Below are 22,486 nucleotides of genomic sequence, written 5' to 3' on the forward strand. Positions count from 1 at the left end.
AGGGTATAGTGGCCGAAGACAGGGAACGACGAGAGAACGGGTGCGGAATGACGGGCTACGGCACCGAGCGGGAGGCCTATCTCAAGCGCCTGCGCCGGATCGAAGGACAGATCCGCGGCCTGCAGCGGATGGTGGAAGAGGACAAGTACTGCATCGACATCCTGACCCAGGTGTCCGCGGCCACGAAGGCCCTGCAGTCGTTCTCCCTCGAACTGCTGGACGAGCACCTGGCCACCTGCGTGGTCCACGCCGCCGCCGCGGGCGGCGAAGAGGCCGACCTCAAGGTCCGGGAGGCGTCCGACGCCATCGCCCGGCTGGTCCGGTCCTGAAGCGGCGCAGCCGCAGGCTGTTGGTGACGACGAACACCGAGGAGAACGCCATCGCGGCCCCCGCGATCATGGGGTTGAGCAGGCCGAGCGCGGCCAGCGGCAGCGCGGCGACGTTGTAGGCGAACGCCCAGAACAGGTTGCCCTTGATCGTGCCGAGGGTACGGCGCGCGAGCCGGATGGCGTCCGCGGCCGCGCGCAGGTCGCCGCGCACCAGGGTCAGGTCACCGGCCTCGATCGCGGCGTCCGTCCCGGTCCCCATCGAGAGACCGAGGTCGGCCTGCGCGAGCGCGGCCGCGTCGTTGACGCCGTCGCCGACCATGGCGACCACGCGGCCTTCGGCCTGCAGCCGCTTGACGACGTCGACCTTGTCCGCGGGCAGGACCTCCGCGACCACCTCGTCGATCCCCACTTCGGCGGCGACGGCGTTCGCGGAACCGGTGTTGTCGCCGGTCAGGAGGACAGGGCGGAGCCCGAGCGCTTTCAGTTCCGCCACGGCCTTGGCCGACGTCGGCTTGACCGTGTCGGCGACGACGACCACGCCGCGCGTCTCGCCGTCCCAAGCGACGACGACCGCGGTCGCGCCACGATCCTCGGCGGCCGTCTTGACCTGGGAATACTCGTCGCCGACCGCGATACCGTGCTGGACGAGGAGCGCGGGCCGCCCGGCGAGGACGGTCTTGCCGTCGACCTCGCCGATGACGCCAAGGCCCTCGACGTTGCGGAACCCGCCGACCGGCGGCAGCTCGCCCAGCCGTTCTTCGGCGGCCGCGACGATCGCGCGGGCGATCGGATGTTCGGAGGCGTGCTCGACCGCCGCGGCCAGGCGCAGGACCTCGGTCTCGTCGTCGCCATAGAGGTCGGTGAGGCTCATCTTCCCGGCGGTCACCGTGCCGGTCTTGTCCAGGACGACGGTGTCGACCGCGCGAGTGGACTCGAGCACCTCCGGTCCCTTGATGAGGATGCCCAGCTGCGCGCCGCGTCCGGTGCCGACCAGCAGCGCCGTCGGCGTGGCGAGGCCGAGCGCGCACGGGCAAGCGATGATGAGGACCGCGACGGCGGCGGTGAAGGCTGCGTCGGCCCCGCTGCCCGCACCGAGCCAGAAGCCGAGCGTGCCGGCCGCGAGCGCGATCACCACCGGGACGAACACGGCCGACACCCGGTCGGCGAGCCGCTGGACCCGCGCTTTGCCGTTCTGTGCGTCCTCCACCAGCCGCGCCATCTGCGCGAGCTGCGTGTCGGCGCCGATCCGGGTGGCGCGGACGACGAGCCGCCCGCTCGCGTTGACCGTCCCGCCGACGACGGCGTCTCCGCTGGTCACCTCGACCGGGACGGCTTCACCCGTCAGCATGCTCAGGTCGACGGCGGATCCACCGTCGGTCACGACACCGTCGGTGGCGATCTTCTCCCCCGGCCGCACGACGAACTCGTCGCCCGTCTTCAGCACGCCGATCGGGACGCGGCTCTCGACGCCGTCCTTGAGGATCGCGACGTCCTTCGCCCCGAGTTCGAGCAGCGCCCGCAGCGCGGCGCCGGAGCGGCGCTTGGACCTGGCCTCGAAGTACCGGCCTGCCAGGAGGAACGTGGTCACCCCGGCCGCGACCTCGAGGTAGAGATTGCCCGCGCCGGACCCGCGCTGCATCGTCAGCTCGAAGCCGTGCCGCATGCCGGGTACCCCGGCGGCGCCGAACAGCAGGGCGTACAACGACCAGAGCGTGGCGGCGGCGACGCCGAGCGAGATCAGGGTGTCCATGGTGGCGGCGCCATGGCGGAGGTTGGTCCAGGCCGGGCGGTGGAACGGCCACGCACCCCAGGTGACGACCGGCGCGGCCAGCACCAGTGAGACCCACTGCCAGTAGGTGAACTGCCAGGCCGGGACCATCGCCAGCACGATCACCGGCACGGCGAGCACGGCCGAAACGACGAGCCGCGTACGAAGCGCGCCTGGCTCGTCCTCGTCTTCGCCGGGCTTGGGCGGTTGGGCCGTGTAGCCGGCGGACTCGACGACGCCGACGAGGTCTTCGACCGACAACGCGGCGGGGAAGTCGACCTGCGCCTTCTCGGTGGCGTAATTGACCGTGGCGGAGACGCCGTCGACCTTGTTCAGCTTGCGTTCGACCCGCGCGGCGCAGGAGGCGCAGGTCATCCCGCCGATGGCCAGCTCGACCCGCTGGGGTGTCACGGCGTATCTCCCGGATGGTGCCCGTGATGCTCGCTGGCCGGCGCCGGCGCGGGCGGCTCGTCCAGCGGCCCGACGGCGGAACCGATCGCCCAGGCGACGGCGAACACCGCGACCAGAGCCGCGGCGAACGCCGACACCTTGACGGCGGTGCTCACGAGACGAGCTGGTAACCGGCCTCGGTGACGGCCGCGTCGACGGCCTGGACGTCCAGGGGCGCGTCGCTGGTGACGGTGACCTTGCCGCTGGCGACGTCCACGTTCACGGCGCTGACGCCCGCGATCCCGCTGACCTCCTCGGTGACGGAGGAGGCACAGTGCCCGCAGGACATGCCCTTGACGGTGTAGGTGGTTTCGGCCATCGGTACGAACTCCTCTACAGGACAGGTGGAGCGATCACTTCCTTTATACCCCGTGGGGGTAGGGGTGTGCACAGAGGGTGCGGGGACACTGCGGAAATGAGGAAGATCTCCGCCATCGGCATCGGCGCCGGCGACCCGGAACACCTGACCGTCCAGGCCGTCCGGCGACTGAACGAGACCGATGTGTTCTTCGTCCTCGACAAGGGTTCGGAGAAGCAGGACCTGACGGCGCTGCGCCAGGAGATCCTCGACCGGTTCGTCGAACGGCCCGGCTACCGCGTCGTCCGGGCGCCGGACCCCGAACGCGACCGTACTCCGGACGACTACCGGAAGGCCGTCGCCGACTGGCACCGGCTCCGGACCGACGTCTACGAGAACATGATCGCTTCGCTGGGTCACGAGGAGCGGGGCGCGTTTCTCGTCTGGGGTGACCCCGCGCTCTACGACTCGACCCTGACCCTGCTGGACGCCGTGCTCGCCAGGGGGAACGTCGAGTTCGAGTACGACGTCATCCCGGGCGTGAGCAGCGTGGCCGCGCTGACGTCCCGGCACCGGACCACGATGAACCAGATCGGCCGCCCGATCCTGATCACGACCGGCCGCCGCCTCGAAGCAGGCTGGCCCGCGGACGTCGACGACGTCTTCGTGATGCTGGACGCGAACTGCACTTTCTCGCAGTTCGCCGACACGGGTCTGGAGATCTACTGGGGCGCGTACCTCGGAACGCCCGACGAGCTACTGCTCTCCGGCCCCCTGTCCGCCGGCCTCGCCGCGGAGATCCGCTCCGTCCGCGCCTCCGCGCGATCCCGCAAGGGCTGGATCATGGACATCTACCACCTACGCCGCCCGATCCGCCCCTAACCCCTCCCCCTCACGCTCCCTCGCCCGTCACTCTCGCCCCGCGCCTCACGTGCCCAACCCCGTAACTCGCGTGTTCAGGGGCGTCCTTCGCGTGATGGAACCTGTAACTCGCGTGCTTGAGCGCGTAACTCGCGTGTCCAGATGGACGACTCGCGTGATCAGGGGGGCGACACGGTCCACGACCCGTGCACCGCCGTGTCTTCCGTCTGGACACGCGAGTTACGTCTCTGATCACGCGAGATACGTCTCTGATCACGTGAGTTACGCGCTCAAGCACGTGAATGACGTCCCGGATCACGCGTGTGACGGGTTCGGTCGCGGGTGTGGCGGGGGGCAGGTATGAGAAAAGGGTCCAAGCCACGGGAGAACTCGTGGTTCTCGACCGGGGCCTGGACCCTTTTTTAAGGTTAGTCCGGCGGTGTCCTACTCTCCCACAACCCTTCGGTTGCAGTACCATCGGCGCTGTCAGGCTTAGCTTCCGGGTTCGGAATGGGACCGGGCGTTTCCCTGACGCTATAACCACCGAAACACTGTGAAACACCCACACACGCTCACACGTTGTGTGTGGTTGTGTGGNCGCACCGCACGCGGCCTTATCCGAAGCAGTCATTCCTAGCAGTTTTTGGTGAGACACCCACTCAATCGCACTGAGCGAGAGCTTGGTTCGTGTCCCGGTCGGCCGCCCGGTTTCCCTGGCGACGAAGAGAACTTTACATGGCCGGAAACCCCCGAAAACAGGGGGGTACCTTAACGACATTCGCGCAGGTCAGCGGCCATAAACGGGCCCAGGACCGGCGATCACGCGGTGATCGCCCCAAGAGACCCCAGGTGAACTCCTGGGCAAGAACATTGCTCCGAGTACATTGCACCGTATTGATCCCATCGATTGCTCCGATTAGCGTCAGGTTCATGAGCACTGCGGAACTCGACGGCATCTCCGTCGCTTACGACGACCTCGGCACCGGGTTGCCGGTCGTCCTCGTCCACGGCCACCCCTTCAACCGTTCGATGTGGCGTCCCCAGGCCGAGCGCTTCAGCCAGGAGGGTTACCGGGTCATCACCGCGGACCTTCGCGGGTACGGCGAGACGACCAAGCCGGCGAAAGACCAGAAGACCGGACTCGACGTCTTCGCGGCCGACATCGCGCGACTCGCCGATCACCTCGGGCTGGAGCGCTTCGTGCTCGGTGGCCTCTCCATGGGCGGGCAGATCGTCATGGAGTTCCACCGCACCTACCCCGACCGCGTCGCCGGGCTCCTGCTCGCCGACACCTCTCCCCAGGAAGAGACAGAGGAGGGCAAACGCGTCCGCAACGAGATGGCGGACCGCGTCCTCGCGGAGGGACTGAACCCCTACGCGGAGGAAGTCCTGACGAAGATGGTCTCCCCGGAGAACGTCCGCACGATGCCGGACGTGGCGGCGCACGTCCTGGGGATGATGCGCACGACGCCCAAGGAAGGAGCGGCCGCCGCGCTTAGGGGAAGGGCCGAGCGGCCGGACTATAGGGAGAGCCTCACGCGCGTAGCGGTACCGGCTCTGGTCGTGGTCGGGACCGAGGACGAGTTCACCCCGGTCTCGGACGCCGAGCTCATGCACGACCTCATCCCCGGCTCCACCCTGGCGGTGATCGAAGGCGCCGCGCACATGCCTAACCTGGAGCGCGAGGCCGAGTTCAACGACGTGTTCGCACGGTTCTTGAAAGAGACAAAGTGATGCCCCAGAAGACCGTTTTCGTGACCGGTGCCAGCGCCGGGTTCGGCGTCGAGATCGTCCGCCGGTTCGCCGCCGACGGCGCCAAGGTCGTCGCGGCCGCGCGCAGCAAGGACCGGCTCGACAAGCTGGCCGGCGAGCTGGGCGAGAACGTCCTCCCCTTCGAGCTCGACGTCCGGGACGCCGACGCGGTGGCCGCGCTCCCCGGCACGCTGCCCGCCGGATTCGCCGAGGTCGACCTGCTGGTGAACAACGCCGGCCTCGCGAAGGGCCTCGAGCCCGCCCACCGGGCGAAGCTCGACGACTGGGACCAGATGATCGACACGAACATCAAGGGGCTCGCGCACCTCACCCGCGCGTTGCTGCCCGGCATGGTCGAGCGCGGCCGCGGGCACGTGATCAACATCGGATCGGTCGCGGGCTCCTACCCCTATCCCGGCGGCAACGCCTACGGGGCGACCAAGGCGTTCGTGCACCAGTTCAGCCTGAACCTGCGCGCGGACCTGCAGGGCACCGGCGTCCGGGTGACCAACGTCGAGCCGGGCCTGGTCGGCGGCACGGAGTTCTCCGTCGTCCGGTTCGAGGGTGACCGGAGCAAGGCCGACAACGTCTACAAGGGCACGACGCCGCTGACGGCCGCCGATGTGGCCGAGTCCGTCTTCTGGGCGGCTTCGCAGCCGGAGCACGTGAACATCAACGTCATCGAGCTGATGCCGGTGGTGCAGAGCTTCTCGGCGCTCCATATCCATCGGGAGAGCTGAGGCCGAAGAGGTCGAAGAGCGCCTGCTGTTCCGGGTTCCGCTCGGTCAGCAGGCGCCGCGTCCGCGGGCGGCCGCCGGTGGACGGATACCGAAGCACCGTCTCCCCTATTCCTGCGAGGCTGTCCATCAGTTCACGGACCGACAGGTTCATCCCGGCGCGGTCCGCCTCGCGCCGCATGAGGTGGGTGACCGTGGACGCGAGCACCGTGACCAGCGTGTGCACCGCGATCCGATGCGGCGTCCAGCCCCAGCGCGGGGCCGGGCCGGTGACGGCGGGACCGGTCAGCCAGCGGAACGTCGAGTCGAGATGGGTCCGGGCCCGGTACGCGGTGACGACCTCGGACACCGGCCAGTCGTGGTCGGTGACCAGCACCTGCTTGCCGAAGAACTCGTCGTGCAACCGCGAGACGGCGGCGTCGTCGACCTTCCAGGTCAGCCGGATCTCCCCCGGTTTCGTCCCCGCCAAAGAAGGGGAGAGCACCCGCTCGACCCGGCGGCCGCGGGTGATCCGCGCGATTTCGGCGTTCACCTGGCCGCGGTCACCCCGATAGACGCCTGACGCCAGCGCCGCGTCGAGGCCGGCGAGCTCCCGCGTCGCGGTGCTCAGTTCCTCGCCGAAGGCGCGGGCCTGCGCGTTGTGCAGGGTCTCCGAATGGGTCAGGATCACGCGCCGGCGCACGCCCGCGACCACGGCCCTGGTGTCGAGGGCGGTCAGCCCGGCGAACCGCTCCGGGTCGACGGGTTTGCGCGCCGACGGCGGTTTCGACAACAGTTCCGGATGCTCCGAAAGCGGGAGCGCGCCGACGAAATGCCGCCCGAGGTCCAGTTGCGCGGCCTGGCCCGCGGTGAAGACCAGCGTGACGGGGTACAGCGACCGGAGTCGCTCGGCGAGCGCGGCGAACGGCGGTGCCTCTTCCCTCGGGTACACGTGCGAGGCCAGCGGGATCGCGCCGTCCTTGGTCACCACCAGGCCGAGTCCGGCGAGTTCGCAGCGGCACGGGTCGGCCGTGGTGAAAGTGGCGAACTGCGGGACGTCCACGGCGAGCGCGGCGTCGCCCGTCCCCAGCCAGGACAGCACCGCGTCGGCGACGGCGGTCTCGATCCGGGCGATCCGTTCGGGCGTGAGGCGGTGCAGGGCGCGCCAGTGATTCGGGAGGTCCGCCCGGACGAATTCCCGGGCCACGGAGTCACGCCACCAGTCGGCTAATTGCGTTTCGGGGGCTGTCGCCCGGTGGAGGACGGCGAGCGCGAGATGCGTCCCGAGGGTGGTCGCGGCGCGCTGGGGCCCGACGGCTTCGTCGACCTGGCGCACGAAGTCGAGCCGTCGCAGCGTGGCCCATACCGCCGCGACGTCGCCGAAGGTCCGGTGACGCGCTTCGCCGGGGGCGGAGACGTCGCCCTCCATCGCGCGCCCGATCTCCTCCGCCGTGCCGAGGTAACGCTGCGACACGACCCTGGGCTCGCCGTCGACCCGCGCGGAGGTGACCAGGTAGTAGTACGTCCGCCCGCCGACCTTCTTGCCGATCACCGAAGCCACACTTTAGGTAATACACTCCGGCCCACTGATCGGCAACCAAGATCAAGCCCTGACCAGCGAGAACAGTGACCGCAGCCACGCGGGTGACGCGGTGGCGGGATGCACACTGGCAGGTGGAGCGAGTCCGGCCATAGCGTGCGGGAATGGCATCGGATGCAGACGCGAACGCCCCCACCACCTCGGCGATGCGCCGGGCGCTCGCCAGGGCGCGCGACGGGAAGACCCTCGACCTCACCGAGGCCTCGATCCTGCTTCAAGCGCGCGGCGACGACCTGAAGACGCTGTCCGAGCACGCCTCCCGGATCCGTGACGCCGGACTCGTCGCGGCGGGCCGTCCGGGCGTGGTCACCTACAGCCGTTCGGTGTTCATCCCGCTCACCCGGTTGTGCCGGGACCGATGCGGTTACTGCACCTTCGCGACCGTGCCCGGCCGGGTCGAGTCGCCGTTCCTCTCCCCCGACGAGGTCCTCGACATCGCCCGCAAGGGTGCCGCGATGGGGGTCAAGGAAGCGCTGTTCACCCTCGGCGACCGTCCGGAGGACCGCTGGAAGGCGGCGAAGGACTGGCTCGACGCGCACGGCTACGACGACACGCTGTCCTACGTCCGGGCGATGGCGATCCGGGTGCTGGAGGAGACCGGCGTCCTGCCGCACCTCAACCCGGGCGTGCTGACCTGGCAGGACTTCCAGCGGCTGAAGCCGGTTTCGGCGTCGATGGGCATGATGCTGGAGACGACGGCGAAGCGGCTGTACACCGAGAAGGGTGGCCCGCACTACGGCTCACCCGACAAGGACCCCGACGTGCGCCTGCGGGTGCTGGAGGACGCCGGCCGCAGTTCGGTGCCGTTCACCACGGGCATCCTGATCGGCATCGGGGAGAACTTCGAAGAACGCGCCGACTCGCTGTTCGCGATCCGCAAGGTCGCGAAGACCTACGGCGGCATCCAGGAGGTCATCGTCCAGAACTTCCGTGCGAAGCCGGACACGAAGATGCGCGCGACGCCGGACGCCGACCTCGAAGAACTCGCCGCGACCATCGCCGTCGCGCGGCTTGTGCTCGGACCGAAGATGCGCATCCAGGCGCCGCCGAACCTGATCGGCCAGCAGTACGAACTAATGCTGAACGCGGGCATCGACGACTGGGGCGGCGTCTCGCCGCTGACCCCCGACCACGTGAACCCCGAACGCGCGTGGCCGCAGATCGACGAGCTCAAGCGCCGCACCGAGGCGCTCGGTTTCACCGTGCGCGAGCGGCTCCCGATCTACCCGGAGTACGTCAAGGCAGGCGAGCCGTGGCTGGACCCGCGGATGAACGCGCATCTCGCGCCGCTGACCGACACCGAGACCGGGCTCGCGATCGAAGAGGCCATCCCGGTGGGCATCCCGTGGCAGGAGCCGGACGGTGGCTGGCAGGAGGCCGGGCGCACCGATCTGCACGTCGAGGTCGACACGGTCGGGCGAACGGAAGACCGCCGCAGCGACTTCGACTCGGTCTACGGCGACTGGGCCGAGATCAAGGGCAACATCAAGACCGCGCCGCAGCGGTTCGACCTCGACATCCGGGATGCCTTGCGCAGCGCGGAAAAGAACCCCGCCGGGCTCTCGGACGACGAGGCACTGGCGCTGCTGCACGCCGACGGGCCGGAGCTCGACGCCTTCACCAAGATCGCCGACGACCTGCGGCGCGAGGTGAACGGCGACGACGTCACCTTCGTCGTCACCCGGAACATCAACTTCACCAACGTCTGCTACACCGGCTGCCGGTTCTGCGCGTTCGCGCAGCGGCGTACCGACGCCGACGCGTACACGCTCTCGCTGGAGCAGGTCGGCGACCGGGTCGACGAGGCGTGGGCCGCGGGCGCGACCGAGATCTGCATGCAGGGCGGCATCCATCCGGATCTGCCGGGCACCGCGTACTTCGACCTCGCGGCCGAGGTGAAGCGCCGTCAGCCGGACATCCACCTGCACTCGTACTCGCCGATGGAGGTCGTCAACGGCGCTTCTCGGACGAACCTCTCGATCGAGGACTGGCTGGCGCGTGCGAAGGAGGCGGGCGTCGACTCGCTGCCGGGCACGGCCGCGGAGATCCTCGACGACGACGTCCGCTGGGTGCTCACGAAGGGCAAGCTGCCGACGTCGGAATGGATCAACGTCGTCACCACCGCGCACAAACTCGGCATCACCACGACGTCGACGATGATGTACGGCCACGTCGACACGCCGTCGCACTGGGTGGGGCACCTGAAGCTGCTGGCGAAACTGCAGCGGGAAGGCCTGGAGCGCAACGGGCGGCGCGGGTTCAGCGAGTTCGTGCTGCTGCCGTTCATCCACCAGAGTTCCCCGATCTACCTCGCCGGGCTCGCCAGGGCCGGGACGACGCTGCGCGAGAACCGCGCGGTGCACGCGCTGGCCCGGCTGCTGCTGCACGGGACGATCGACAACATCCAGAGCTCCTGGGTGAAACTCGGCGAAGAGGGCAGCCGCGCCGTGCTCCAGGGCGGGGTCAACGACATCGGCGGGACGCTGATGGAGGAGACGATCAGCCGGATGGCGGGGGCGGCCAACGGGTCGTACAAGACGATCAGCGACATGCGCGCGATGGTCGAACCGCTGGGCCGCCCGTTGCGGCAGCGGACCACCGAGTACGGCACGCCGACGGCGGAGCGGATCGCCGCGGCCCAGGCGTCCGACGGCGTCGCGACCGCGGTGCGGCGGCCGCTGCTGCCGCTTGTCACCAGCTGACGAAAGTTCCCTGACGGCCCCCTTGCCCGCGTACGACGTGGACAAGGGGGCCGTCACTTTCCGTGTGGCACCGCTCACAAGGCGCGGGGGCCGAGGGCGTTTTCTGTGCTAAACCCGAGAATCACTTCCGGGCAGCCGAGAGGACGTCGATGACCGCGAGCGCAGTCCAGGTGGCCGACACCGCCCGCTATCCGTTGTCCGATCCGGGAAGCCCGGCGTGGCGTGAAATCGTGGCCCGGACCCGCGCCGAACTGCGGGAAACGGGGTGCAGTGTGCTGGCCGACTTCATCCGGCCGGAGTTGCGTGACGCCCTTCGCCGCGAAGGCGCGGAGATCGCTCCGGAGGCGTACGCGAAGGTCGAACGCGTCAACGCCTACAACATCGCCATCGACACTCCGCTGCCGGAAGGCCACCCCGGCCGCACGATCATGGAACGCGGCAACGCTTTCGTGGCACGGGACCGGATCCCGGCGACCGCGGTCATCCAGCAGCTTTATGCGAGCCGCGAGTTCCAGCGGTTCGTGGCCGACTGCTTCGAACTCCCCGAACTGCACGAACTCGCCGATCCTCTGGCAGGCCTCGTGCTCAACGTGATCGAACCGGGCCGCGCGCATCCGTGGCATTTCGACACCAACGAGTACACGGTCAGCATGCTCACGCAGGAGGCGGCCGAGGGCGGTGTCTTCGAGTACTGCCCGAACATCCGCTCCGAAACGGCGGAGAACTTCGACGACGTCCGTGCCGTGCTGGCGGGCGAAGGGGATCACCTGATCCGACGACTCACCCTGCGTCCCGGCGATCTTCAGCTGTTTCGCGGACGCTTCGCGCTGCACCGGGTGAGTAGTGTTCAAGGGGCAGTCGCCCGCCATTCCGCGATCTTCGCGTACAGCGAGCGTCCTGGGGTCATCGGCAGTCCGGAACGGACGAGACAGCTGTTCGGCCGGGTCCTGCCGGAACACGTCGCTTCGGCGGCCGTCCGGGGCGATCAGCTGCTCGACTAAGAGCCTGTTGGCGGAGCTGAAGAAGTACCTGAAAGGTGACCACAAGGGTGAACCCCGCACCTCGATAGTGAGGCCTTCGGCCGTTGCGGGTTCACCTACAGACACTCAGTCAGGAGCTTGGCCGTGCCTTTGGATTCGACCGGCAAGATCTCTTTCGATCACATCTACACCGAGCCCGATCCTCGAGCGTTCTTCGGCACCTTGCGCAGACTGGACTACTCCATCCCTCAGCAGGCGAAGGCCTACTTCGCGAAACTGATCGACGAATACCGCGCGGAGACCGACGTCAAGACCCTCACGGTGCTCGACCTCGGCTGTTCCTACGGCGTCAACGCGGCGCTGCACCGCTGTGACACCTCGATGGAGCGGCTGTACGACCACTACCGGGACGGCGAACCGCTGAGCCGGGACGAACTGATCGCCCGCGATCGGCGGATGGTCGAGAAGCTCGCCGCCGATGACGGTGTCCGTTTCATCGGCCTCGACGCCTCCGCGCCCGCGTTGGACTACGCGCTCGCCGCGGGCTTCATCGACGACGCGATCCACGCGGATCTGGAGAGCGAAGACCCGACAGAGGAGCAGCGCGCGCTGCTGGGCGAGGTCGACATCGTCATCTCGACCGGCTGCATCGGCTACGTCACCGAGAAGACCCTGGTCCGGATCGCGCGGGAGAACCGGCCGTGGATGGCGCATTTCGTCCTCCGGATGTTCTCCTATGGGCCGGTCGCCGAGAGCCTCGCCGAATTCGGGTACGACACGACCGGCGTCGACGGCGTCTTCCCCCAGCGGAAATTCGCCTCGGCCGAGGAACGGACGCAGATCTTGGACACTCTGTCCGTCGCGGGTGTCGACCCGCACGGGCTGGAGTCCGACGGCAGGCTGTACGCACGGCTGTTCGTCTCCCGCCCGAACGGTGCGGCGGGTGAACTCGCCTCCGCGCTGAACGCCCTTCCCCTTCGAGATCAAGGATGATCGTGAGCAGTCCGGAACCGTCCACCCGCACGTTCGGCAACGAGGACGTCCTGCCGAGGGTCCCCGTCCCCCGCCTGGAGGACACCTGCCGCCGGTTTCTCGAGTGGTGCTCGCCGCTGCTCACCCCCGGCGAACTCGCGGCGACCGAAGGCGCCGTCGCCGAGTTCCTCGCGGAAGGAAGCCCGGCGCACGAACTGCAGAGCGCGCTCGAGGCCTACGACAAGCGGGAAGGCGTCCGCAGCTGGCTGGACACCTTCTGGCCGTACCGCTACCTCGGCCGCCGCGACCGGATCGCGCTCAACGCGAACTTCTTCTTCCTGTTCACCGAATCCCCGCTGGGACAGCTGGAACGCGCGGCCGAACTGGCGGCGTCGGCGGTGGACTACAAGCTGAAGCTCGACGAGGAACTGGTGCCGCCGGTCGTGCTGCGCGGGCAGCCGCAGTCGATGGTGCAGCACAAATACCTGTTCTCGGCGACGCGGATCCCCGGCGCCGTGCAGGACACCGCGCGCACGCCGTACCGCGAGGACTGGCCGGGGCCGTCGAGGGCCCGGCACATCGTGGTGTTCCACCGCGACACCCCGTTCCGGATGGACGTCATCGCCCCGGACGGCCGCCCGTACTCCCCCGAACAGCTGGTCGCGGGGCTACAGATGATCGTCAAGTCGGGGAACTTCATCGAAGACCCGCGGACCTCGGCCGGGCATTTCACCACCAAGGCCAGGGCGGAATGGGCGGCGACGAGGGAAGCACTGCTCGCCGCCGGGAACGCGGCCGCGCTCGACGACATCGAGACGGCGTTGTTCTGCCTGTGCCTGGAGGACTTCACGCCGGCGGACGCGCAGGAGGCGTGCGACAACCTGTTGCACGGCGACAGCGGGAACCGCTGGTTCGACAAGGCCGTTTCGCTGATCGTGTTCGAAGACGGCACGGCGGGGATCAACGTCGAGCACTGCGAATTGGACGGGACCACGATCCTCGGGTTCACCGACGCGCTGCTGAGCGGAACACGGCTGGAGCGGCCGCCCGCCGACGGCGTCCCGGCGTCGGAGGTCATCGAGTTCGTCCTGGGTGAAGCGCTGCGCGAGGATGCCCGCGCCGCCGCCGCGTCCTTCGCCGAGTACGCCGAAGCGACCGCTACGAGGACGGTGTCCTTCACCGACTTCGGCGCGAAGCGGGCGAAGGAGCTGGGGATGTCCCCGGATGCCTTCGCACAGATGGCGTACCAGCTCGCGCACAAGCGGGCGAAGGGGATCACCGGCGCGACGTACGAGTCGATCGCGACGCGGCAATATCAGAACGGGCGCACCGAAGCGATGCGAGTGGTGACGCCCGAGGTGCAGTGGTTCGTCCAGGTGATGGACGACCCGCAGGCCGATCGGCAGACGCGTCAGGCGGCCTTCCGCGCGGCGGCCGCGAAGCACGTCACGCGGGCGAAGGAGTGCCAGGCGGGTGATGCGCCGGAGCAGCACCTGTGGGAGTTACAGCTGATCCAGAAGCGGCGCGGCGTCGAGGACTCTCCGGCACTGTACTCGTCGCCCGGCTGGCTGAAGATGCGCGACGACTACCTGAGCACCAGCTCGGCGCCGTCGGTGAACATCCAGTACTTCGGCTTCGGGTCGACCAGCCCGCAGTGCATCGGTGTCGCGTACGTGCTGCTGCCGGAGTCGCTGAATCTGTACCTGTGCACGCCGAAGCACGTGGCACACGAGATGGAGCTGTTCGCGACCGAGCTGGCCGGCGCGGTGCGGGAGCTGCAGGAGCTGCTGGCCTGAGCTGGGCCGAAGGCGTCCTTCGCCGCGTCCGATGCGGTGAAGGACGCCTTCGCGTCACATGGTCGTCGAGGTGAGGAAGGCCTGTTCCGACCCGTCGGCGACGAACGCGGTCCGCGACTTGGTGGTCGTGGGCAGCTCGCAGGAAAGCCACGCCACGCCGGATGGGAAGAGTCCCTTCAACGGCTCGGGCACCGCCGGAGAACCGGCTTGGCACTCGTACTCGCCCAGCACCTTCGTGACGGCCTCGCGACGCAGCTTCACCAGCGCGGACAACCGGAGATCGGACGGCCCCGGCGCCGCGTCCCGCCCCTCGGAAGCGCCCATCCGCTCCTCGACCCACGAGGCCGCGACGATCTCGCCCACCTCCGGGAAGTCCTCGGCGACCGGCGCCGGGTCGGTGTGGACGGCCGTTTCCTTCGGCGGGACCGGATCACAGGCCGCGATCAGGACGACCGCGGCCGTGATCCCCAACGTCTTCCCCAGGGTGCGCATGGGGAAGATCTTGCCTCAGGCGGTGAGCTTCAGGATGTCGATTCCGCGAGTGTTGTCGGCGACATAGACGTAACCCTTGTGCCAATAGGGCGCCCACGCGCTGGCGTCCGCCGGGCGGAAGTAGGCGATCTGCTTCGGGTCGGTCGGGTCGCTGACGTCGAGGAACCGCGTGCCCTGCGCGTAGAACGACTGCACGAGGACCTTGCCGCGGATGTCGAAGTAGTGCGCGGAGCAGTCACCCGAGGCCGGGTCGCTGCCTTCCTGCCCGGCGACGCTCCAGGTTCCGACGGACTTCAGCCGGAACGGCTTCTCCGGCGTCGAACGCCAGCCTTCTCCGTTGTAGGAGTTCTGCAGCGACGAGATCGTCAGCACGCCGTCACCGGCGCAGCCGTCGAGGAAGGACTCTTCGGTGGCGTAGATCAGGTCGCGGCCGTGCCATCGGTTCGAGTCGGCGCCGTCGGCCGAGCGGTGCCCGGCCGGGTGGAAGCTGTTGTGCATGAACTTCGACGGCGCCGCCGTCTCCTCGATCCCGCCGCCCGCGTAAGGCACCGGGTCGAACGGCGTCGCGCGGCGGACCTTGCCCTGCACGGGATCGCGGTGATAGCCGCTGGTCCAGTAGCCGCGGACGCCGCCTCGGCCGGAAACCCACGCCACGCCCTCGGCGTCGACCTGGACGTCGTGCACGTAGTCGGTCTTGCCGTCGTTGCGGGCGAGTTCGATCGGGTTCGGGAACGTCGTGGGGTTGCGCGGGTCGCGGATGTCGGTCACCCAGATCGGGCGGCCGCCCCAGTCCGCGGGCTGGTTCGCGGCCTTCGCGGGGCCGCCGGTCCACAGGTACCGGCAGTCGTCGACGCAGCTGGTCGTGTGGCCGGCGGGCACCTTGGTGTAGCTCAGGATGGCCGGTTTGTCCGGGTTCTTCAGGTCGATGATGTAGATACCGGACTCGCCGGTCTGCGTGGTGCCGCCGTAGGCCCGCGGGTCACGCGCGAGGAAGACGAGCTTGCGCTTGATGTCGACCTCGGTGTCCTCGGTCTCCCACAGACCGGGGAGGCTGACCTCGCCGATCAGCTTCGGCGCGGTGGGGTTCTTCGTGAGGTCGTAGACCTTCAGGCCGAACTCGCCGGAAACGGCCATGACGTCACGTTTGCCGTACTGCAGGAACCCCATGGCGATGGCGCCTTGCGCGTCGGGCACGTTGCCGACGGCCTTGACGTTCTTCACCGCGCCGGGGGCGCCCGCGACCCGGACCTTCTCGCCTGCCGGTTTGTCCTCGTCGCCGCACGCCGCGGCGGGCAGACCGGTGGCGATCAGGGTCGCGGTGACCGTGGCGAGCGCCAGGCACGAACGGAGCAACCAGTTTCCTCGCACAGAAACCTCCCAGGCTGGTCCCTGCACCTTATGATCGCCACTTTGCCCGCACAACCGCCAATAGTCGTTGCGGGACTGCTATGACATGACCATGCGCTTGCGTCTTCTGGCCCCGCTCTTCGCCGCCGCCCTGGTCGCGGCGGGCTGCACGGAATCCGGCGAACCGCCCGCACCGGACGTTCTTCGCGTGGGCCTGGCCGCTCCGGCGACCCTGCTGCCCGCCGACGTCCGCGACCAGCCGGGGCGGATGCTCGCCGGCGCGCTCTGGACGCCGCTGGCCGATCACGACCCGGCGACGGGCAAGACGGCGCCGCGGGCGGCCGAATCGTTCACCAGTTCCGACCGGATCACGTGGACGGTGAAGCTCAAGGACGGCGGGAAGTTCCACGACGGCACCCCGGTGACCGCCAAGTCCTATGTGGACACCTGGAAGGCGATCGGCGCGGAGCGGTGGCAGGCGTCGCGGGTGGTCAAGGATCTCCTGCGCGCCAAGGAGATCAGCGCACCGGATCCACTGACCATCCGGCTCGTGCTCGACCGGCCGTCGGGTCAGGTCCCGGCCCTGCTGTCGTCGCCCGCGCTGGTCCCGCTGCCCGCGTCGGCACTGGCTTCGCGTGATTGGGCCGGTTTCGCACAGCGGCCCGTCGGCAACGGGCCGTTCCGGCTGGACGGCGCGTGGCAGCCGTCGGGCGGCAAACTCATCCGCGTGGCGAACGCGCCGGGCAAGGCGCGTGTGATCGAACTCAAGACCGGCGACGCGGCGGCGCAGTACGACGAGGTCAAGGCCGGGAAACTCGATCTCTCCACGTTCGTCCCCGGCGACCGCCACGAGGCCATGCACGCCGATTTCGCGCAGCGGCACGTGATGTGGGCCCTGCCCACCGTCGCCTACCTCGGATTTCCCCTGACCGCACCGCATTTCTCCGACGCGACCGTCCGGCACGGCTTCGCGCTCGGGATCGATCGCGCGGCACTGGAGGCCGGCGCCCTCGGCAAGCAGGTGGATCCGGCGAAATCGCTGCTGCCGCCCGCGGTCGCGCCGGGCGAGCGCAGCAGCACCTGCCGCCCCTGCACTTTCGACGCCGGAGCGGGGAAATCCCTGTTGACCCAAGCGGAGTTCCCGGCCACACCTGTCCACTTCGGACAGTCGCAGGCGGGCTGGCTGCGTCCGCTCGCGGAGCAGGTCACCGCGGCCGTCGGCGTCCCGCTCACCCCGGAGCCCGGACAGGGCCCGTTCGCGATCGAGATGGCCATGCTGACGCCGAGCCCGCAGGAGGTGCTGGCCGAGATCGCGAAGGCGACCGGATATCAGAGCGACGGGTTCGCCGACCTGCTGAAATCGGCCGAGGAGACCGACGCGGGCGAGAGCGGCGAGGTCTACCGGCTGGTGGAGAACCAGTTGCTCCGGGATCTCCCGGTCGTGCCGCTGTGGTCCGGGCACGGGCACGCCGTCTGGGCGGACCGGGTGGGCGACGTCAAGGCGACGGCGTTCGGCGGAGTGGACCTGTCAGATGCCACCGTGCGGTGATCCGAGTGTGCACTCCCCCGCGACGACGTCGATGAAGGCCGAGGTCAGCGGGTCGGGCGTGCTGCGGCAGTAAGCGGCGAGCGTGCGCCGGATCGCCGGTTCGGGCCGCAGGACGCGGCCGTGGAAACCTTCGGGCAGGACGTTGGCCGGGACCAGCGCGGGGCCGAGCCCGGCCGCCGCGAGCACCGGGGCCGCCGCGCTCTGTTCGGTCCGGACAGCCGCCCTCGGCTGGAAACCCGCCGCGGCGCACGCCTGGTCGACGAGGTCGGCGAGCCCGTTGCCCGGCGCGTAGTGCACCCACGCGCAGTCCGCGAGGGTCGCCAGGTCGACGACGCCGGTGCCGTCGTCCTCGCGCGGTCCGTCGATCGGCAGGACCACGACGAACTCCTCGGCACCGATTTCGCGGACCGGCCCGTCCCAGCCCGGCGGGACCGGGCCGACCGCGACGTCGGCCTCCCCCGCCGCCATGGCCTCCCGGAGCTCGTCCGCGTGCCGGAACTCCACCAGCCGGACGTCGACCTCCGGCCGCTCCCGGCGCCAGACCCGCAACGCCGCGGGCAGGACCCCGATGCCGACCGAGTAGACCGTCGCGATCTGGAGTTCGCCGGCCTCCAGACCGGACGCCTGCCGGGCGGCGCACCGCGCGCGTTCGGCGTCGGCGAGGGTGGCGCGGGCATGCGGCAGCATGGCGCGACCCATCGGGGTGAGCCGGACGCCGCGCGGCAGCCGTTCGAGCAGCGGGCCGCCGACGCCCTTCTCCAGCGCGCGCACCTGATGCGACAGCGCGGGCTGCGTCACGTGCAGCAACTCGGCGGCCTTGGTGAAGGAGCCGGTGTCGACGACGGTCACCAGGTACTCGAGCTGCCGCAAACTGGTCATGAAGAGAGTTTATCGGAGTGGTGATATCTATGCCTTGGACTTATCCGCGTGCTGGGTCCAAGCTCGATGACATGAACGAAGAACGCAAGGTCGCCCTGGTCGCCGGGGCCAACGGGGTCATCGGCAAGAACCTGATCGAACACCTGGAGACCCTGCCGGGTTGGCGCGTCATCGGCCTGTCGCGGCGCGGCGGCCCGGGCCAGATCGCGGTCGACCTGCTCGACGCGGACGACACCCGCGCGAAACTCGGCGGCTTGGACGACGTCACGCACGTGTTCTACGCGGCCTATGTCGACAAGCCGACCTGGGCGGAACTGGTCGCGCCGAACCTGGCGATGCTGACCAACCTCGTCGACGCGATCGAACCCGCCGCCCCCGGCCTGCGCCACATCAGTCTCATGCAGGGCTACAAGGTCTACGGCGCCCACCTCGGCCCGTTCAAGACCCCGGCGCGCGAAGACGACGCCGGGCACATGCCGCCCGAGTTCAACGTCGATCAGCAGTCCTTTTTGGAGCGGCGCCAAGCGGGGAAGACCTGGACGTGGTCGGCGATCCGGCCTTCGGTGGTCGGCGGGACCGCGCTGGGCAACCCGATGAACCTCGCGCTGGCCATCGCGGTCTACGCGTCGATCTCGAAGGAACTCGGGCTGCCGCTGCGGTTTCCCGGCAAACCCGGCGCGTACGACAGCCTCCTGGAGATGACCGACGCCGGGCTGCTGGCGAAGGCCACCGTGTGGGCGACCGGCTCGGAGAACGAGGCGTACAACATCGCGAACGGGGACCTGTTCCGGTGGAGCGACCTCTGGCCGCGGATCGCGCGGTACTTCGACCTGGAGGTGGCGCCGCCGCTGCCGATGTCGCTGGACGTCGTCATGGCGGACAAGGAAGAACTCTGGACCTCGATCGCCGCGAAGTACGGCCTCGAAGTGCCGTACAGCGCGGTTTCGTCGTCGTGGGGATTCGCGGACTTCGTGTTCGGCTGGGACTACGACATGTTCGCGGACGGCTCGAAGGCCCGGCGGGCCGGTTTCCACGAGTACGCGGAGACGTCGGCGATGTTCTTCCGGCTGTTCGACGAGTTCCGGAAGGCGAAGGTGATCCCGTAGGCCGGAGGCTTCGGGGGGTGGTCGCCGGCCGAGCGGAGGTTGCGAAAGCCACTTTCGCGACGTCTGATGTCCCGAAAGTGGCTTTCGCGACACGTCCTCCACAGCGGAATCCCCTTCAGCCGCGCCCGATGTACGGCATCGCGGTCGCCGTGACGGTCAGGAACTGGACGTTCGCGTCCAGCGGCAGCCCGGCCATGTACAGCACGGCGTCCGCGACGTGGCGGGCGTCGAAGGTCGGCTCGGCCTTGACGCTGCCGTCGGCCTGCGGGATCCCGTCGGCCATCCGCAGCGTCATCTCGGTGGCGGCGTTGCCGATATCGATCTGTCCACATGCGACATTCCATGCCCGCCCGTCGAGGGAGATCGACTTCGTCAGCCCGGTCACCGCGTGTTTCGTCGCGGTGTAGGCGACGGACGCGGGACGCGGGGCGTGCGCGGAGATCGAACCGTTGTTGACGATCCGGCCGCCGCGCGGGTCCTGCGCCTTCATCAGCCGCACGGCCTGCTGCGCGCACAGGAACATCCCGGTCAGGTTCGTGTCGACGGCGCGTTTCCAGTCCGCGAAGGACAGTTCGTCGACGGTCCCGCCCACCGAAACACCGGCGTTGTTCACCAGGAGATCCAGCCGCCCCCATTCCGCGCGGACCGTCTCGAACAACGCGGCCACGGAATCGGGGTCGGCGACGTCCGTGGGCACGGTAAGCGCGTTCAGATCACCGTCGGCGGTCTCGGCCAGCGCGTCCGCGCGGCGGCCGGCGAGGGCGACCCGGTAACCGGCGCCGAGTAACGCGCGCGAGATCTCCCTGCCGAGCCCGGAACCCGCCCCGGTGACGACCGCGGTCCTGCCGTTGCCCATCGAACCTCCTCGCAGACCGTGCCGGACCGATCCGGCTCGGTGATTGTTTTCCGATTACCCGCGTCCGTTCAGGCTAGCGCGCCGCCGTCGAAGGAAAACGTTCACCCGTCGGCCGTCGCGCCTTCACGAAAACCGGTAACCCCTTCACCACATCGCGGCGATTCACCGGATGTGACCAGGGGGAATTCACACCGTTCACTTCGCCGTCAGGACGGTGAACGGTGAAGAAGAATCCACGCTTTCAGCTCGTCCAGACCGGCGAGCAGACCATTCGATGGCGGCTGCTCGGCGGCAACAACGTGTCGCTGGGTTCGGCGCCCGGCGATTATCCGCGAGCCGAGGAATGCCTCGCCGCGATCGCCTGGCTCAGCTCGCACGTCTCCGAGCTGACCAGCGATTTCAGTCATCTCAGCGGCGGGCGCTGGCGCTGGCGCCTGCATCGGGAAGACCTGATCGTCGCGATCGCCAGCCATGCCTACGGACGGCGTATCGAGGCGCAGCGCGGCCTCGACAGATTCCGCTCGGCCACCACCGAGGCGTCCATCGGCGAAGGGATCGAGACGATAACCGATTGGCGCCGGAAATACCGGCGTGATTCCGGCGGTATTTCACCGAATCGTTCTCCGTGACGGCCGCTCACGGAAAGTGCGTTCCCCGGAGATTAACCACCAGGACGTCGGGCGGGAACGCGAAGCACCGCCGCCGGACAGTGTTGCGGAGCGAGGATTGGGCCAAGTCACGGAATCCCGTGACGACTTGGGGACTAGAGAAAGAGTGCAAACAAGATGCGTGCTCGTACCACTCGCTTTCTCGGCGCCACCGCGATCGCCGCGTGTGCCTGCCTCACCCTGACCGGCACCGCCTCGGCGGTCGCCCCGGCCAACGGCCTCGAAGACGTCCTGGCCGCGGCGGGCTCGGACACCACCGTCGACATCACCGGCGCGATCCTGGCCAACGCCAACGGCGCCGCCTGGAACAGCGACCCCGACAACCACGTCAACATCCCGCCGCTGCTCGCCGCTGGCGGCACCTTCACCGTTCCCGGTGACCTGTACGCCGACGAGGTCGTCTACAACACCACGACCACCCTGCCGCCGAACGGCTCGTCCCAGGGCAAGGCCGCGCTCAAGGCCTCCGGTGACGCGGGCGACGGCAAGATCGACATCGCGCGGTCGTCGTCGCCCCGCGGCTCGTCCGACCCCGCGTCGTTCGAGTACTACTCCTTCGCCACCGACGGTGTCACCTGGTCCTCCTCGGCGACCGGTTCGGGCGCGGGCCTGTCCCTCACGCTGGCGCAGCTGCGCGGCATCTACGACGGCTCCATCACCAACTGGAACCAGGTCGGTGGCGCCAACGCCGCCATCGTGGTCTACCTGCCCCAGACCGGCTCCGGCACGCTGAGCTTCTTCACGACCACCGTCCTCGGCTTCGACCCCACCACCAAGCCGGTCACCATCAAGCGGTTCCAGGAGCACGACGGCAACTCGATCCCCGCCGCCGACCGCGCCAACGCGATCGCCCCGTTCTCCATCGCGCAGTGGATCGCCCAGGGCAACACGGTGACCGCGGACAAGCGCGCGGGCTTCACCGTGAACCCGCTGACCGGCGCCGGCTTCGACGGCTCCCCGGTCGCCGGCTCGGCCGGTAACTACACCCCGGCCTTCACCACGGCGTTCCTGGGTTCGCGCAGCGTCTACCACGTGCTCGACACCCGCACGCCGAGCTACGACCAGGCCCAGCGCGCCGTCGGTTTCGCCGCCGGTGACACGGCCGCGACCGCCAGCCCGCTGTGCGGTGGCCAGCTCGCCACCACCATCAAGCGGTACGGCTTCCTGACCGTCTCCGGCCCGAACGGCCTGTCCTGCGTCAAGTCCTGACCCCCTCCTAGCGCGTGAAGGCCCCCTTCCCTCGGCTGAGCCGAGGGAAGGGGCCTTCACGCGCGATGGGACTACTGCGGCTACTTGGGGGCGACGCCCAGCGCGGCGAGCGCCGGGCCGGTCATGATCACGCCCGCGCCGGTGACCGGGTCGAAG

The 22,486-nt window shown here is 69.1% G+C and carries 20 protein-coding genes and 1 rRNA gene; 12 read left to right on the plus strand and 9 right to left on the minus strand.

Annotated features, from left to right (window positions below; genetic code table 11):
- The first annotated feature begins 47 nt into the window (after positions 1-47).
- Positions 48-329 (plus strand): metal-sensitive transcriptional regulator, encoded by a 282-nt coding sequence (locus ACXIZN_RS23240; RefSeq protein WP_007034631.1) that lies wholly within the window; start codon positions 48-50, stop codon positions 327-329.
- Here ACXIZN_RS23240 and ACXIZN_RS23245 read toward each other — a convergent pair.
- From ACXIZN_RS23245 to ACXIZN_RS23255, 3 genes are read right to left on the minus strand one after another with little or no spacing between them, the layout of a single operon-like run.
- Positions 280-2,508, minus strand: a complete 2,229-nt coding sequence (locus ACXIZN_RS23245; RefSeq protein ID WP_457956869.1) for a heavy metal translocating P-type ATPase — start codon at positions 2,506-2,508, stop codon at positions 280-282. The genes ACXIZN_RS23240 and ACXIZN_RS23245 overlap by 50 nt on opposite strands.
- Entirely contained in the window at positions 2,505-2,663 is a 159-nt protein-coding gene (locus ACXIZN_RS23250; RefSeq protein WP_457956870.1) for a hypothetical protein, read from the minus strand. The genes ACXIZN_RS23245 and ACXIZN_RS23250 overlap by 4 nt, the downstream gene beginning before the upstream one ends.
- Positions 2,660-2,866: a heavy-metal-associated domain-containing protein gene (locus tag ACXIZN_RS23255; protein ID WP_126729947.1), complete on the minus strand. Its 207-nt coding sequence runs from the start codon at positions 2,864-2,866 to the stop codon at positions 2,660-2,662. The genes ACXIZN_RS23250 and ACXIZN_RS23255 overlap by 4 nt, the downstream gene beginning before the upstream one ends.
- Before the next feature lie 96 nt (positions 2,867-2,962).
- Between ACXIZN_RS23255 and cobF the strand changes: the two genes are divergently transcribed.
- Positions 2,963-3,727, plus strand: a complete 765-nt coding sequence (cobF, locus tag ACXIZN_RS23260) for a precorrin-6A synthase (deacetylating) (protein ID WP_457956872.1) — start codon at positions 2,963-2,965, stop codon at positions 3,725-3,727.
- Positions 3,728-4,137: 410 nt separating this feature from the next.
- Here cobF and rrf read toward each other — a convergent pair.
- Positions 4,138-4,254, minus strand: a 5S ribosomal RNA gene (gene rrf, locus ACXIZN_RS23265).
- A 382-nt stretch (positions 4,255-4,636) separates the two neighbouring features.
- On the opposite strand from rrf, the gene ACXIZN_RS23270 reads away from it, so the two are divergent.
- Positions 4,637-5,440, plus strand: coding sequence for an alpha/beta fold hydrolase (locus tag ACXIZN_RS23270; RefSeq protein ID WP_457956874.1), 804 nt, complete (start codon positions 4,637-4,639; stop codon positions 5,438-5,440).
- Positions 5,440-6,198 (plus strand): SDR family oxidoreductase, encoded by a 759-nt coding sequence (locus ACXIZN_RS23275; RefSeq protein WP_457956879.1) that lies wholly within the window; start codon positions 5,440-5,442, stop codon positions 6,196-6,198. Before ACXIZN_RS23270 ends, ACXIZN_RS23275 begins: the two co-directional genes overlap by 1 nt.
- Here the strand turns inward: ACXIZN_RS23275 and ACXIZN_RS23280 are convergent.
- Complete coding sequence (locus ACXIZN_RS23280) at positions 6,137-7,735, minus strand: IS1634 family transposase (protein WP_457956881.1); 1,599 nt, start codon at positions 7,733-7,735, stop codon at positions 6,137-6,139. The genes ACXIZN_RS23275 and ACXIZN_RS23280 overlap by 62 nt on opposite strands.
- A 143-nt stretch (positions 7,736-7,878) precedes the next feature.
- Between ACXIZN_RS23280 and ACXIZN_RS23285 the strand changes: the two genes are divergently transcribed.
- From ACXIZN_RS23285 to ACXIZN_RS23300, 4 genes are all read left to right on the plus strand, one after another.
- Positions 7,879-10,476, plus strand: coding sequence for a bifunctional FO biosynthesis protein CofGH (locus ACXIZN_RS23285; RefSeq protein WP_457956883.1), 2,598 nt, complete (start codon positions 7,879-7,881; stop codon positions 10,474-10,476).
- A 149-nt stretch (positions 10,477-10,625) separates the two neighbouring features.
- Positions 10,626-11,477, plus strand: coding sequence for a HalD/BesD family halogenase (locus ACXIZN_RS23290; RefSeq protein ID WP_457956884.1), 852 nt, complete (start codon positions 10,626-10,628; stop codon positions 11,475-11,477).
- Positions 11,478-11,600: 123 nt separating this feature from the next.
- Positions 11,601-12,449 (plus strand): class I SAM-dependent methyltransferase, encoded by an 849-nt coding sequence (locus tag ACXIZN_RS23295; protein ID WP_457956885.1) that lies wholly within the window; start codon positions 11,601-11,603, stop codon positions 12,447-12,449.
- Positions 12,446-14,224 (plus strand): choline/carnitine O-acyltransferase, encoded by a 1,779-nt coding sequence (locus ACXIZN_RS23300; RefSeq protein WP_457956886.1) that lies wholly within the window; start codon positions 12,446-12,448, stop codon positions 14,222-14,224. The genes ACXIZN_RS23295 and ACXIZN_RS23300 overlap by 4 nt, the downstream gene beginning before the upstream one ends.
- A 54-nt stretch (positions 14,225-14,278) precedes the next feature.
- On the opposite strand, the gene ACXIZN_RS23305 is transcribed toward ACXIZN_RS23300, so the two are convergent.
- Together ACXIZN_RS23305 and ACXIZN_RS23310 are read right to left on the minus strand one after the other, a co-directional pair.
- A complete protein-coding gene (locus ACXIZN_RS23305) occupies positions 14,279-14,716 on the minus strand; it encodes a hypothetical protein (protein ID WP_457956887.1) in 438 nt (145 codons plus the stop codon).
- Between the two features lie 15 nt (positions 14,717-14,731).
- Complete coding sequence (locus ACXIZN_RS23310; RefSeq protein ID WP_457956888.1) at positions 14,732-16,069, minus strand: LVIVD repeat-containing protein; 1,338 nt, start codon at positions 16,067-16,069, stop codon at positions 14,732-14,734.
- A 100-nt stretch (positions 16,070-16,169) separates the two neighbouring features.
- Between ACXIZN_RS23310 and ACXIZN_RS23315 the strand changes: the two genes are divergently transcribed.
- Positions 16,170-17,612, plus strand: coding sequence for an ABC transporter substrate-binding protein (locus ACXIZN_RS23315; RefSeq protein ID WP_457956889.1), 1,443 nt, complete (start codon positions 16,170-16,172; stop codon positions 17,610-17,612).
- Here ACXIZN_RS23315 and ACXIZN_RS23320 read toward each other — a convergent pair.
- Complete coding sequence (locus ACXIZN_RS23320; RefSeq protein WP_457956890.1) at positions 17,592-18,491, minus strand: LysR family transcriptional regulator; 900 nt, start codon at positions 18,489-18,491, stop codon at positions 17,592-17,594. The two genes, ACXIZN_RS23315 and ACXIZN_RS23320, sit on opposite strands and share 21 nt — an antisense overlap.
- Before the next feature lie 71 nt (positions 18,492-18,562).
- On the opposite strand from ACXIZN_RS23320, the gene ACXIZN_RS23325 reads away from it, so the two are divergent.
- Entirely contained in the window at positions 18,563-19,597 is a 1,035-nt protein-coding gene (locus tag ACXIZN_RS23325; RefSeq protein WP_457956891.1) for an SDR family oxidoreductase, read from the plus strand.
- A 115-nt stretch (positions 19,598-19,712) separates the two neighbouring features.
- Here ACXIZN_RS23325 and ACXIZN_RS23330 read toward each other — a convergent pair whose 3' ends face one another.
- Positions 19,713-20,453, minus strand: a complete 741-nt coding sequence (locus tag ACXIZN_RS23330; protein WP_457956892.1) for an SDR family oxidoreductase — start codon at positions 20,451-20,453, stop codon at positions 19,713-19,715.
- Positions 20,454-20,674: 221 nt separating this feature from the next.
- On the opposite strand from ACXIZN_RS23330, the gene ACXIZN_RS23335 reads away from it, so the two are divergent.
- Positions 20,675-21,082, plus strand: coding sequence for a DUF1508 domain-containing protein (locus ACXIZN_RS23335; protein WP_457956893.1), 408 nt, complete (start codon positions 20,675-20,677; stop codon positions 21,080-21,082).
- A gap of 156 nt (positions 21,083-21,238) precedes the next feature.
- Positions 21,239-22,330, plus strand: a complete 1,092-nt coding sequence (locus ACXIZN_RS23340; RefSeq protein WP_457956894.1) for a substrate-binding domain-containing protein — start codon at positions 21,239-21,241, stop codon at positions 22,328-22,330.
- Positions 22,331-22,486 lie beyond the last annotated feature (156 nt).

It is taken from the genome of Amycolatopsis sp. TRM77291, assembly GCF_054166285.1.